Here is a 12,804-nt window from a genome sequence, read left to right on the forward strand (position 1 = left end):
CAAATTTTAACCTTACCTGCTCGCCATTACGCTATATACCGGGAAAAGCACCTCATTATGTAAGGATTGCGTAAGCCTATCGATCATAAGATCCCATTTCTCTGTAATGATTGAGAGTGTAAATGTAATAAAATATTAACAGGAGGAAGGGAATGGTAGGGATTTCAACGTTAGGAATAGGCTCTGGGCTAAAACTTGATGAAATTCTCGACAAGCTCACCAGCGCCGAGAAACAGGTTCTGACACCCATTTCAAAGCAACAAAGTGCGGCCACAGCGAAGCTGTCGGCCTACGGCAGTCTGAAAACAGCCATCCAGAGTTTTCAGACTGCCAACAGTAAATTGCAGGAAAGTGGGCTATATACCCAGACCAGTGCAACCAGTAGCACCACCGCCTTTAGTGCCGACTCGGGTGGGAGTGCCATCCCCGGAAAGTACACCATCAGTGTGACACAACTGGCGCAATCCCAGACGTTAACCAGTGCGGCAAAGAGTGATTTGAAGTTACCGCTGGGTAGCGATGCTGATAGTCGGACGCTGAAAATTCGCATGGAGGATGGCAAAGAGCACAGCATCACCTTAAGCAAAGATCAAACTTCGCTTTCTGCGCTGCGCGATAGCATCAATAAGGCTAATGTCGGTATCAGCGCGAGTCTGATCCGCGTATCCGATAAAGAGTATCGCCTCTCACTGACTGCCACCGAGACAGGGACCGGTCATGCGGTGAAAGGAATTGAGGTGACTGGCGATGACACGTTGCAGGATTTTATCGGTTACGACGCGGCAGTCACCACCAAAGGGTTGACACAGAATGTTGCGGCGCAAAACGCGCTCCTTAGCATTAACAATGTCAGCATAGAGAGCAGCAGTAATGTTATTACCGATGCGGTTGAAGGTGTAACGCTTAAGCTAAATGACCAGACATCCGGCACGCAAACGCTCAGCATTACCAGCGATAATTCTAAAGCGAAAACCGCCATTACCGACTGGGTCAATGCCTACAATTCGCTCCAGGATACGATGAGTAACCTGACCAAATATACGCCCGTCGATGCTGGTCAGGATCAAGATACAAAAAATGGTGCGCTATTAGGTGACGGCACGCTGCGAATAATCCAGACGCAATTAAAAGGCATTCTGGCCAATGGCTCGGGGTCGGCAACGTTTAAAACCCTCACCCAGGCGGGTATCACCACTGATCCACAGAACGGCAAACTGAGGCTTGATGCCGACAAGCTCAGTAATGCTATCTCTGCCACACCGGACGCAGTGCGGGATATCTTCACCGGAGATGGTAAAACCACTGGCGTGGCGACCGGGCTGGGAACCGGATTGGCAGCAATGCTGAATAGCAAAGGTGTTCTGCAAGGAGCGACGGACAGCATCAGTAAAAAGCTAAATGCGCTGACCGATCAATATAATAACGCCAGTAAAAAAATAGATAACACCATAGCCCGTTATAAAAGCCAATTTACTCATCTGGATACCATGCTTAACGCATTAAATAATACCAGTACTTATCTCACCACACAGTTCGAAAATATGCAGAACAGTAATAATAAATAATAAAAACGCCCCCAAATGGGGGCGTTTTCCGTCTGACGATTACTGATTACGGCAGTTTATATGCAATCACATAATCACCCAATTTGGTGCCAAACGAGCCGTGACCGCCCGCCATAATCACCACATATTGCTTACCATCAACCGAATAGGTCATTGGCGTGGCTTGCCCACCGGCTGGCAGGCGCGCCTGCCACAGCAACTCACCATTTCGCACGCTATAGGCGCGCAGGTAGTTATCCAGCGTACCTGCCACGAAGAACACATTGCCTGCGGTGGTCACCGGGCCACCCAACATCGGCACACCCATTTTGAACGGCAGCGGCACTGGAGCACTGTCACGTACCGTACCGATACGTTTTTTCCAGACAATCTGGTGATTTTGCAGATTGATCGCCGAGACAAAGCCCCACGAAGGTTGCAGACAAGGCAGGCCAAACGGCGACAGGAACGGATTCAGCTCCACGCCATAGGGCACACCGTACATATGTTGCACGCCAGACTCAGAACCTGAGCCAGCGGCACCATCGGCACCTGGCTCGATTGGGTTACCCGGCCCGCGCGGAATCAGTTTCGAGATAAACGGCATCGCCATCGGGTTGGCAATTGCGATCTGACGGTCGGTATCCACCGCAATGCCACCCCATTCGAACATGCCGAAGTCACCAGGGAATACCAGTGTCCCCTGCTCTGACGGCGGCGTGAACGGGCCTTCATAACGCAGACGATGGAACATCACGCGGCACACCAGTTGGTCAAACATGGTGGCGCCCCACATATCCTTGCCCTGCAATTTCTGCTGAGGACGGAAGGTCAGTTCAGAGAACGGTTGGGTTGGATTCAGATGATCGCCCTGCGCTGGCCCTTGTGGTACCGGGGTTTCCGGTGCCGGAACCACCGGCTTGCCGGTTTCACGATTCAGTACAAAGATGTTGCCGGTTTTCGCCGGTACATACACCACCGGAACGGTGTTGCCGTCTTTATCGGTGATATCCGCCAGCGTCGGTTGCGACGGCAGATCCATATCCCACAGGTCGTGATGCACCGTCTGATAGAACCAGGCCAACTTGCCGGTTGACGCGTGCAGCGCTAACAGGCCGCTGGCAAAACGCTCCTGCTCCGCCGTGCGGTTGCCACCCCAGATATCCGGTGTGGAGACGCCCATCGGCAGATAGATAATGTCACGTTTGGCATCATAAGCGGCAGGTGCCCAGGAGTTCGGTGAGTTAGCGGTGAAGGTTTCACCATCCGCAGGCAGCGCATTGGGATCTTTAGCACCCGGATCAAAGGCCCACACCAGTTTGCCACTGTTGATATCGAAACCACGAATGACGCCAGAAGGCTCGCGGGTTGACAGGTTATCCGTGACTGAACCTGCGATGATCACCATATTATCGGTGACAATCGGCGGAGATGTCGGTTCGTAGCCACCCGGATAGGCATTTGGCTGCTGATGTTGCAGATTCAGTTCACCATTGTTGGCGAAGCTCTGGCAACGTTCACCGGTCTGAGCATCCAGCGCAAACAGACGGCCATCATCCACCGGCAGGAAAATGCGGCGCGCGCAGATGGCTGGCTGGCTGGCGTTGCTCGCTGCGGCCGTTGGCATTTCATGGTACGACACGCCACGGCAGGTGATGTGCTGGAAAGTCGGGTCTGACTTCAACTGCGGGTCAAAACGCCACTTCTCTTTGCCGCTGGCAGCATCCAGCGCAATCAGAATTTGGTGTGGGGTACACAGATACAGCATGTTGCCGATTTTCAGCGGGGTCACTTCATTGGTGATCTCGCCAGGGTCATTCGCGGTTTTGTGGTCACCCGTTTCGAACTGCCACGCAACCTGAAGATCCTTGACGTTGTGTTCATTGATCTGTTGCAGCGGTGAATAACGGACGCCTTCCTGGGTACGGCCATAGGCTGACCAGTCTTCCGCCGGAACGGTGGATGTCGCCGGGGCTTTATCGGTCAGCGGCAACTCACCGTTGATTTCCTGGGGATCGTGCAGTGCAGAACCGGCCAACAACGCCACATTAACCAGCAGCGCGACCAGCATTGCACCCAACGGTTTGTTGTTGCTGACAGAGAATTGACGGTAGCTGAAAGGCAGAATTAACCAGATACCCAGCAACACCCAGATATCCAGACGTGGAACCAGCGTCCAGTAATCGCTCCCGGCTTCATGCCAGGCCCAGATAGCGGTAAAGAACAGAATCGCAGCGTAGAGGTAAAGCGCACTGCGCTTTCTCTTCAGCAATAGCCAGCTAAACGCTGCCATTGCCAGGCCGCTAATCAGGTAATAAGCACTGCCGCCCAGCGACAGTAACCAGACACCACCAATCAGCAGCCATGCAGCGCAAACCACTGAAAAGAGTAGCGTTAACAAATTTAGAATTCGGGAAGCCCGTGACATTTTATTAACCTTGAAGGAAAAAACGTGACAACTGTAAAGAAACTACAGCATTAGTGTAAACGTTATCACAAGGTCGCTACATTATAATTCCGTGCGATATTTTTAAGAAAAGTCACTTACTTGTTAAAATACATAAAGTTAAATAAATTTCGCGAGTTGAAGATAAATATTCGGCATTATTCCGCTGATGTGGAAAAGGAAAGCAAAAGCACAGGCTGTGGAATCGCTACCACTAAAATAAAAGAGCGGCCAAACAGGCCGCATTGTTGCCGGAGAGAGGATGCCAGAACGCGTTGCCGTATGTTGTAATTAAGACGTTTATCCCTGCCAGCGCGACTGCCGGATAATATGACAGAAATTCATCGGCTGAAACGCGGGATCCTTATCCTTCAGGACATCGGCTTTCACATTGCCAAAGGTGGTTTGCGGACGATGTTTGATACCGTCATAGAATGCCTGAATGATCTCTTCCTTGAAACTGGCGCTACGCGGATGTTGTGCCACCACGGCCTCCCGGTCATCCGCCGCAAACCCTTCATAGCCGATACCCAGTACGTCCATCTCCACGCCTGCCGTGACCAGCGCAATTTCCGGGGCCATAAACTCCGGAATGCCCGGGGTGGTATGTAACGCAATGCCAGTCCAGACTTTATCGATTTCGCCCTCTTCCACCCCATAACCGCGTAAAAACTCACGCGCCGCATTGGCTCCATCCACTTCAAAACGCTTATCGCAGCTGCAATGTTCATGGGTCAGCCCGATATCGTGGAACATGCAGCCAACGTACAGCAACTCATGGTCGACTTTCAGATTGCGTTGCTGGCCTGCTAAAGCCGCCCAGTAATAAACCCGGCTGGAATGGTTGAACAGCAGGTCAGATTCAGTGTCACGGATAAAAGCGGTTGCGTCTCGCATCATCTGCGTATCGGGAATGCGAATGCCTTGTACGGTGAAGTTCATCATGTGTCTCCTGTTGGATGTCTGGCTGCCATTCTAAAAGGATGCGAGAATGTCTACATTAGCCCTGAATTGACGATTTCGGACATTGCGATATAAACAGACTCAGGAGATGAAGATGGCGCATAACGTCGTGATATTGGCGGTGCCTGGCGTCCAGCTGCTGGATGTGGCAGGCCCACTGGATGCATTTGCTGAAGCCAACCGCATTCTGCATCGTCAGGTCTACCAGCCGAGGGTGATGTCATTAGCGGGTCGGGAGATTGTGGCCTCTTCCGGTGTCAGGCTCTCCGCCGATTGCCAATTGGACGATCCTGCTCCTGAGGGCGCGATGAGTTTTCTTATCGCAGGTGCACCGGATGCCGAGAATTTTTCCCTCAACGCGACACAACTTGCCGCCATCACCCCACTCTGTCTGCACAGCCAACGTTTTGGCTCGGTGTGTACTGGCGCGTTATTGCTGGCACAAACCGGCTTGCTGGATCATCGCAGAGTCACCACCCACTGGTCGGTTGCCAAAACCCTGACGCAACGCTACCCGGCCATTGCGCTGGACGCTGATGCGCTCTATGTCGCGGATGGCCCACTGCGCACGGCGGCAGGCGTCACATCGGGCATGGATTTAGCCCTGCGTTTTATTGAAGAAGATGTGGGGCGTGAAGTGGCGCTGGATGTTGCGGCGAATCTGGTGATGTTTTTCAGGCGGCCTGCCGGACAAGGGCATTTCGTACGTAAACAGCAGACCTCTCTGGACGGTCGTTCAGCATTGCAGGATCTGCAACGCTGGACATTATCGCATCTGGCTACGGTAAAAAGTGTTGCGCAGATGGCCGCGCATATCCAACTCAGCACCCGTCATCTGAACCGCCTGTTTCATCAGGAAATGGGCGTCAGTTCCGGTGAGTGGCTGGAAGAAGCCCGCATCACCCTGGCGCGCGAGCTGCTGACCGCCAATCACCCGGTAAAATCTATCGCCGCGCTCTGCGGGTACAGCAGTAGCGATGTGATGCGGCGAGCATTCATTAAAGTCACCGGTTTAACGCCGGCGGTGTATCGGAAGATTTATGCGGGGCCAGAGCCTGTTGCAGATAGCCAATAAACAATCGTGTTTTGGTATTGACGTATTTGGCGTTAAGCGTAACAGCAAACAATGAGATCACCGGGCAACGATAATCCGGCAACACCTCGACCAAATCGCCTGTCTGTAAATGCGGTTGCACCACAAATTCAGGTCCATAGACAATTCCGGCATGTTGTAAGGCCAGTTCAACCATTATGCCGGTGTTGTTGGCGAGAACGCGACAGCTGGGCGCGATTTGACTCACCTCACCGCTGGCGGCGCTAAAACGCCACGGCGATGTTGTCATGGTACCCGAGTAACCTATCAGGACGTGGTGATACAAATCCTCCGGCAACACCGGCATACCCGCCCCCGCCAGATAACGAGGCGTGGCACAGGCTAATAAGCGATAATCGATGATACGCCGGGCAACCAGATCCGAGTCAGGCAACTGGCCGATACGAATCGCCAGATCAACCCCCTCATCAACCAGATCGATAAAGCGATCAAGAAGCTGCAACTGAATATCGACCTGCGGATAATCACGCATAAACGCAGCAATTAACGGTGCCAGATACAGGGTGCCAAAGGTGACCGGGGCCGCGATGCGCAGGCTTCCCTGCGGGGAAATATGTTTCGCTGTGGCTTCCTGCTCTGCTTCACGAATATCGTTCAGGATACGTTTTGCTTTTGCAAAGTAGGATGCACCGGCATCGGTGAGGTTTAACTGATGGGTGGAGCGTTCCAGCAACCTTACCGATAGCGCTTCCTCAAGCGCGTTGAGGTAGCGCCCTGCCATAACGGCGGAGAGACTCAATCGGCGCGCCGCGGCCGCGATGCTGCCCTCTTCTACCGCGGTGACAAATACTGACATGCTAACGAGTCGGTCCATCCTGCCATTACCTTGTATATATTTTTAGTACTTACCATAGCTATTTTCTCGCTGATTCCAAACCATTACGTTGTTGCAGATACTGTTGCTGACGATTTCTCAGACGACGAGGCAACAATGAAAATAGTCAGCAAGGGTGTAGAACTGCATGTAACCGATAACGGCAGTGGCGATATTGCATTGGTTTTTATGCATTTTTGGGGAGGTTCTTCTGCAACATGGTCTTCGGTGATCAATCTCCTCAGCCATACATTCCGTTGTGTCGCGATTGATGCACGCGGTTCAGGAGAGTCAGCGGTTGGTGGGCAGGGCTATCGCACCGCTGACCATGCCGATGACGTTTACAATGTGATCAAAGAGTTAAACTTGAAACGGGTGATTTTAGTTGGACACTCAATGGGTGGGAAGACGGCCCAACTGCTCGCCAGCCGTCTGAATCAGGAGGTCGAGGCTCTCGCGCTGGTGGCTTCCGCCCCGCTCGCCCCGATGAACATCAGTGAAGAACAGCGCAGCCAGATGCGTATGGCTTACAGCAGCCGTGAATCGGTGCTCTGGACACTGGAAAACGTCTTAACCGCAGGGCATTTGACGGCTCAGCAACAAGAAATGCTGGTCCGGGATGCGCTTCGCGTCAGTGACGACGCGGCAGATGGCTGGATCTTTACGGCATCGCGTGAGGACCTGCGTACTGCCGCCGAACACATCCATCTGCCAATCATCATTATGGCGGGAGAGCACGACCGGGTTGATCCTCCCGCAGTGGTTCAACAGGCGATCGCCGGACTTTATCCCTGGGCTGACGTCCATATCATCCCCGGTAAAGGTCATCTGCTGCCGGTGGAAGCCGCACAAACGGTGGCAAACCATCTCAGCACCTTTGCCAGCTCAATACAGGGTTAACCCTGCCCCTGACAGCCTGCCTGTCAGGGCTTTTCCCGTTGATCGAGGTGCAACTGGAGAAAGGTCAGATCCAGCCAGCGGCCAAATTTGTTACCCACCTCACTGACGCGACCGGCATCGCGAAAACCGAGTTTTTTATGCAAAGCAATCGAGGCTGTATTTTCCGACTCGATACCCGCAACCATCACATGTTTTCCCTGTTGCGTGGCGTGGGTGATGAGCGCATGCATCAACGCTTCCCCAACGCCTTTGCCACGCGCAGTTTTCAGCACGTACACCGAGTGTTCCACGGTAAAGCGGTAACCATCCCACGGACGCCAGTCACCATAGGAGGCGTAGCCAAGCACCGCCTCATCCGCATTAACCGCCACCAACACCGGAAAACCGGCGTGCTGACGGTCAGCCATCCACTGCACACGGTTCGCCACATCGACCGTTTTATCATTCCAGATTGCCGTGCTGTGCAGCACCGCGTCGTTATAAATGTCGGCAATCACTGCCGCATCCTGCTCCACTGCCGGGCGTATATTCATTCTGGACACCTCATGGTTCTGTCACTAAAGTAGATGCTTCGTTCACTATATTATTTATCCACTATGCCAGACGAAAAATCCAGTAAAGAAGACAGCATAAATATCCGTATTGGACAAAAAGTAAAAGCCGAGCGGGAAAAACGCGGCTGGTCACTAACCGATTTGGCGGATAACTCTGGGGTTTCCCGCGCCATGATCCACAAAATTGAACGCGGCGAAAGCAGCCCGACGGCGACCCTGTTGGCGCGACTTGCCGGTTCTTTTGATATGAGTATGTCGCAGTTGATCGCCCTGAGCGAAGTGCAGACCGGCACCCTGATCCGACAGGCGCAGCAACCGGTCTGGCAGGACCCGGAGACCGGTTATATTCGCCGTCATGTCTCACCAGGTCAGATACCTGTCGATCTGGTCAGTGTCGATTTACCTGCCGGGGTGAACGTACCAATGCCGGCGATATCCTATCTGTCACGGCGTCAGTTGATTTGGGTGCTGGAAGGAACGCTGAGTTTTCAGGAAGGGGATCATACCTTTGAAATGCAGCCAGGTGACTGCCTCGAACTGGGGGATCCCAGTGACTGCATCTTCAGCAACACCACAACGCAGCTCTGTCGCTATGCCGTGGTGGTGCTGAAAAATGCGTAATCTATTTCGCGGGCTGAAGCGTGATGCGCGTCAGCTCGGAAGGACGACCTAAGCGCACCGCCATCCCCGGCCACAACGCCGTGCCGTTGTTAACGTACAACTGCATCCCTTCCACCGCATACAGGCCCGAAACATAGCCGCCATTGGGTTTGGCAAACAGGCGATCAAACCCGGCGATTAACCCGCCGTGGGTATGCCCGGAAAGCTGCACGTCCGCCCCCTGCGCCGCATTTTGTCGGGCATTGCGCGGTTGATGATCCAGCAACACGACCGGGGCACGCTCCGGCGCGCCCACCAGCGCACGCGCCAAATCCGGACCAGGAGCACCTCTGCCCGGTGCTGAAGCATCGGTCACCCCGGCAATCACCAGACTGGCTCCGTCACGCGCCACCACCGTATGGCTATTGAGCAACGGCTTCAGCCCCAGCGAGGCGAGGTGATCGGTCCAGGCCGCCTGCTCAAAGAAATATTCGTGATTGCCGGTGATGGCAAACACGCCATCCGGGGCGCTAAGGCCGCGCAGCGGTTCAACATCAGCGCGCCGATTTTTCAGAGTGCCATCAATGACATCGCCGGTGATCACAATCAGATCAACATCAAGCGCCATCGCTTTTTTCACCATCTTCGTGGTCCACCGGGCATTGAACAGCTTGCTGATGTGCAAATCCGTCAGTTGCAGCAGTTGGTAGCCCTCAAATTCTGGCGGCAGGTTTTTGATGTTAAACACCACATCCTTGACCGGCGGCACGCGTATCGCCTGATGCACGCCGACCGCCGCCAGCAACATGGCTACGCCCCCTGCGCCATAACGCAACGCGGGAGCTATCGTCAGCGGATGTCCCAACAACAGCGCAAGCAACGCCGCCGCATCCATCACCACCTGCAACATGGCGAGGAACAGCACCGCACAGAACGCCCAGTTGAACAGGATGATCACCGGACGCGGCATTTCAGGCGACATGATACTGCCGGAGGTGAAGCGACTGAAAAACAGGTATTGCGTGGCGAGCAGCACCACGGCAGAAAACACCAGCTTCACCGCGAGTGGCAAGGCCAGGGGCGCAATAAAGCGCGCGATAACATACCAGCCGGGAATGCTGAAGATCAGGTGAAACATCGTGAGTCCCTGGGAATTGAACAAGGTTAAGGCAGCACAGTATCCAACAAAAAAAAGACAGCGGCTTTTCAAAACAGGCGGTTTCGGTTACCTCCCGCGGCGCTGCAATTTGCAGCAAACGATCCCCATCCGGATGTACAGACGTCTGGATGTAGATTATAGTGCGTGCGCAACGTAGCAACGCGATTTATCGCGTAATCGTGCGGAAAAGGTCAAAATCCGCGCGATAAGTCGCGCAGCTACGCGAGAAATGTGCACCAGATTATCCAGATATGCTGAAGGGAACGTCGTTATGAATAAAAAATTACTCTCCGTACTGTTGGCCGCATCCGTTACGCTGCTCAGCGCCTGCAATAAAGACAACGACAACAGTGTCAAGGTGGCGATCAACACCGGACCAGACCAGGCGCTGTGGGACACCGTTAAGCAGGTGGCGCATGACAAATATCATCTCGACGTCGATGTGGTGGCTTTTAACGACTACGTCCAGCCTAACGAAGCGCTGTTCAACAAAGATGTCGACGCCAATGCCTTCCAGAGCCTGCCGTATCTGGAAATGCAGTCCAAAGAGCGTGGCTATCATTTTGCCGTGATCACCAATACCTTCGTGTTCCCGATTGCCGGTTACTCACGCAAGATCAAGTCATTAAAAGATCTGCCGGATGGCGCGACCATCACCATTTCCAATGAAGCCACCACTCTGGGCCGCAGCCTGCTGCTGTTACAGGCGCAGGGGCTGATTAGCGTGAAACCGGAAGCGGGCCTGCTGCCAACGACGCTGGACATTACCGCTAACCCGAAAAACCTCAAGTTTGTTGAAGTCGATACGCCGCAACTGGCGCGTACCCTCGACGATCCGCAGGTCTACGTTTCGATCATCAACAACAACTTTGCCGCGCTGGCGAACCTGTCAGCCTCGCGCGATGGCATGTTTATGGAAGGCAAAGCATCGCCTTACGTGAACGCCATCGTGGCGCGTGAAGATAATAAAGACAGCCCGAATATTCAGAAGCTGAAGGAAGCCTTCCAGTCACCCGAAGTGCTGAACAAAGCTAACGAGATTTACAAAGGCGACATTATCAAAGGCTGGTAAGCATTGAGGACGCCGCGCAGCCCAACGCCTGCGCGGCCACTGACTTAATGTTTCAGGGTAACCAGATTATCCTGCTCGCTGCCATCACGTCCGACAGACGGATTACGGTCACAGGCTTTGGGTAATTGTGTGGTAATCAACCCCGCGACTACCAGCGATCCGGCCAGCCAGCACACCGCCACATTTTGTCCGTACAGCATGGTCATCATCCCGACCAGATACGGCCCGCAGAATCCGCCCAGATTACCCAACCCGTTGATCACCCCGCGCGCACTTCCCGCTACTTCCGGCGCAGCGATACGCCCGGGAATCGACCAGAACGGGCTGGTAGCGGCCTTGAGGAAGAAACCACACACCACCAGCGCGATGTAGGCGGCGACCACGTTATGATGCAGCACCACCGAGGCCAGCAGCGCCGCAGCAAAGCAAAACAACGACACCATCACCCACAGACGGCGCTTACCGGTACGATCGCTCAGCCATGAGATGGCATAGATACCGAGCAGCGTGGCGACGAAGGGCAAGGCCGCCAGCAGACCGATACCGGTCATATTCGAACCGGTCAGGTTTTTCAGGATGCTGGGCAGCCACAGGGTGTAACCGTAATCGCCGGTCTGATAGAAAAAGTTCAGCGCCACCAGCTTCATCAGCCCCGGATTGCGGAACACTGCTTTTAACGGCGCTTTGCTTACCGGTGCCACAGCGCGCGCAGCCGCACGTTCCCGATGCAGTTCGCGCAGCAGCCACTCCTTTTCGCGCTCCGGCAACCAGCGTGCTTCTTCAGGACGGTCACTTACCACCAGCCACCACACCAGCAGGATCACCGCCGACAGCCCACCTTCGATAATAAACAGCCAACGCCAGTCCAGCGCATTGATGATGTATCCAGAAATCGGTGCGGTGAACATACCTCCCAGCGGCGCGAACATCATCACAAAAGCATTCGCACGCCCTAACTCTTTTTCCGGGAACCAGTTACTGACCATCGTTAAGACTACCGGCAGCATTCCCCCTTCCGATACACCCAACACAAAACGCAGCGCCAGCAGTTGATAGTGGTTAGTGACAAAACCGGTCGCCACCGACACCACCGTCCATGCTACCAGCGACCAGGCGATAAACCGCTTGCCGCTGCCATTAACCGCAATGCGCCCACCCGGCACCTGCAAGAAGAGATAACCAATGAAGAAAATACCGCTGATGATGCCCGCCATCTGGCTGGTAATGGCGAGATCCTGATCCATGCCACCCGGCAAGGCAAAACTGATGTTGACGCGGTCCATGAAGGAGATGATGCAAACAATTAAAATCGGCGCAATAACGCGATACCAACGTGTTCCGGGAATAGAGTCCTGCATAACGCCCCCTTCGAATAGATGCTTAGCACTGCTATCTATTAAAGAGAGTCTGGAAAATATTTTTGCGACCGACATCACTGCAAAACGTGTTAACAAAAGGTGTTACACGCAGCGTGATGAGGCAATGAAATCAGCACGATAAATCGTGCCGCGACAACAAAATAACGGTTTAAACATGATGTAGCGGCGCGATTTATCGCGCGAATCTTGCGACAAGTCACAACGGCTGTAACACTTCGCCGTAACAAAATGGGCCAGGTGATCAGCCTGGCCCTATTAA

11 protein-coding genes are annotated in these 12,804 nt (G+C 53.8%); 5 read left to right on the plus strand and 6 right to left on the minus strand.

The features are described 5' to 3' along the window. The first annotated feature begins 152 nt into the window (after positions 1-152). The gene (fliD, locus tag AC6I8N_RS21765; RefSeq protein WP_497830726.1) at positions 153-1,565 is read left to right on the plus strand and encodes a flagellar filament capping protein FliD; all 1,413 of its coding nucleotides are present in this window, start codon (positions 153-155) and stop codon (positions 1,563-1,565) included. 46 nt (positions 1,566-1,611) lie between these two features. Here the strand turns inward: fliD and AC6I8N_RS21770 are convergent, their stop codons facing one another. Next, positions 1,612-3,972: a glucose/quinate/shikimate family membrane-bound PQQ-dependent dehydrogenase gene (locus tag AC6I8N_RS21770; RefSeq protein WP_497830727.1), complete on the minus strand. Its 2,361-nt coding sequence runs from the start codon at positions 3,970-3,972 to the stop codon at positions 1,612-1,614. A 318-nt stretch (positions 3,973-4,290) separates the two neighbouring features. Next, complete coding sequence (locus tag AC6I8N_RS21775; RefSeq protein ID WP_208726588.1) at positions 4,291-4,932, minus strand: HD domain-containing protein; 642 nt, start codon at positions 4,930-4,932, stop codon at positions 4,291-4,293. Positions 4,933-5,047: 115 nt separating this feature from the next. Between AC6I8N_RS21775 and AC6I8N_RS21780 the strand changes: the two genes are divergently transcribed. Then, positions 5,048-6,028 (plus strand): GlxA family transcriptional regulator, encoded by a 981-nt coding sequence (locus AC6I8N_RS21780; protein WP_497830728.1) that lies wholly within the window; start codon positions 5,048-5,050, stop codon positions 6,026-6,028. On the opposite strand, the gene AC6I8N_RS21785 is transcribed toward AC6I8N_RS21780, so the two are convergent. Beyond that, on the minus strand, positions 5,958-6,881 hold the full coding sequence (locus AC6I8N_RS21785; protein WP_497830729.1) for a LysR family transcriptional regulator: 924 nt from the start codon (positions 6,879-6,881) through the stop codon (positions 5,958-5,960). The genes AC6I8N_RS21780 and AC6I8N_RS21785 overlap by 71 nt on opposite strands. A 117-nt stretch (positions 6,882-6,998) precedes the next feature. Here AC6I8N_RS21785 and AC6I8N_RS21790 point away from each other — a divergent pair, with 117 nt between their 5' ends. Next, the gene (locus AC6I8N_RS21790) at positions 6,999-7,781 is read left to right on the plus strand and encodes an alpha/beta fold hydrolase (protein ID WP_497830730.1); all 783 of its coding nucleotides are present in this window, start codon (positions 6,999-7,001) and stop codon (positions 7,779-7,781) included. Positions 7,782-7,804: 23 nt separating this feature from the next. Here the strand turns inward: AC6I8N_RS21790 and AC6I8N_RS21795 are convergent, their stop codons facing one another. After that, complete coding sequence (locus AC6I8N_RS21795) at positions 7,805-8,314, minus strand: GNAT family N-acetyltransferase (RefSeq protein ID WP_208725614.1); 510 nt, start codon at positions 8,312-8,314, stop codon at positions 7,805-7,807. A 63-nt stretch (positions 8,315-8,377) separates the two neighbouring features. Between AC6I8N_RS21795 and AC6I8N_RS21800 the strand changes: the two genes are divergently transcribed. Next, complete coding sequence (locus AC6I8N_RS21800; RefSeq protein WP_497830731.1) at positions 8,378-8,956, plus strand: helix-turn-helix domain-containing protein; 579 nt, start codon at positions 8,378-8,380, stop codon at positions 8,954-8,956. Position 8,957: 1 nt separating this feature from the next. Here AC6I8N_RS21800 and AC6I8N_RS21805 read toward each other — a convergent pair whose 3' ends face one another. Beyond that, the gene (locus AC6I8N_RS21805) at positions 8,958-10,073 is read right to left on the minus strand and encodes a metallophosphoesterase (protein ID WP_497830732.1); all 1,116 of its coding nucleotides are present in this window, start codon (positions 10,071-10,073) and stop codon (positions 8,958-8,960) included. Between the two features lie 292 nt (positions 10,074-10,365). Between AC6I8N_RS21805 and AC6I8N_RS21810 the strand changes: the two genes are divergently transcribed. Further along, positions 10,366-11,166, plus strand: coding sequence for a MetQ/NlpA family ABC transporter substrate-binding protein (locus AC6I8N_RS21810; protein ID WP_013511579.1), 801 nt, complete (start codon positions 10,366-10,368; stop codon positions 11,164-11,166). A 44-nt stretch (positions 11,167-11,210) separates the two neighbouring features. Here the strand turns inward: AC6I8N_RS21810 and AC6I8N_RS21815 are convergent, their stop codons facing one another. Continuing rightward, positions 11,211-12,524, minus strand: a complete 1,314-nt coding sequence (locus tag AC6I8N_RS21815) for an MFS transporter (RefSeq protein WP_208725617.1) — start codon at positions 12,522-12,524, stop codon at positions 11,211-11,213. Positions 12,525-12,804 lie beyond the last annotated feature (280 nt).

The organism is Pantoea sp. X-Soil-TKNS-1279, from assembly GCF_059730565.1.

Bases quoted from the DNA above. Each gene is read 5' to 3' on its own strand.
- AC6I8N_RS21800 (WP_497830731.1), top strand. From the start codon at position 8,378: ATGCCAGACGAAAAATCCAGTAAAGAAGACAGCATAAATATCCGTATT.
- AC6I8N_RS21790 (WP_497830730.1), top strand. From the start codon at position 6,999: ATGAAAATAGTCAGCAAGGGTGTAGAACTGCATGTAACCGATAACGGC.
- AC6I8N_RS21810 (WP_013511579.1), top strand. From the start codon at position 10,366: ATGAATAAAAAATTACTCTCCGTACTGTTGGCCGCATCCGTTACGCTG.
- AC6I8N_RS21780 (WP_497830728.1), top strand. From the start codon at position 5,048: ATGGCGCATAACGTCGTGATATTGGCGGTGCCTGGCGTCCAGCTGCTG.
- AC6I8N_RS21805 (WP_497830732.1), bottom strand. From the start codon at position 10,073: ATGTTTCACCTGATCTTCAGCATTCCCGGCTGGTATGTTATCGCGCGC.
- AC6I8N_RS21795 (WP_208725614.1), bottom strand. From the start codon at position 8,314: ATGAATATACGCCCGGCAGTGGAGCAGGATGCGGCAGTGATTGCCGAC.
- fliD (WP_497830726.1), top strand. From the start codon at position 153: ATGGTAGGGATTTCAACGTTAGGAATAGGCTCTGGGCTAAAACTTGAT.
- AC6I8N_RS21785 (WP_497830729.1), bottom strand. From the start codon at position 6,881: ATGGACCGACTCGTTAGCATGTCAGTATTTGTCACCGCGGTAGAAGAG.
- AC6I8N_RS21775 (WP_208726588.1), bottom strand. From the start codon at position 4,932: ATGAACTTCACCGTACAAGGCATTCGCATTCCCGATACGCAGATGATG.
- AC6I8N_RS21815 (WP_208725617.1), bottom strand. From the start codon at position 12,524: ATGCAGGACTCTATTCCCGGAACACGTTGGTATCGCGTTATTGCGCCG.
- AC6I8N_RS21770 (WP_497830727.1), bottom strand. From the start codon at position 3,972: ATGTCACGGGCTTCCCGAATTCTAAATTTGTTAACGCTACTCTTTTCA.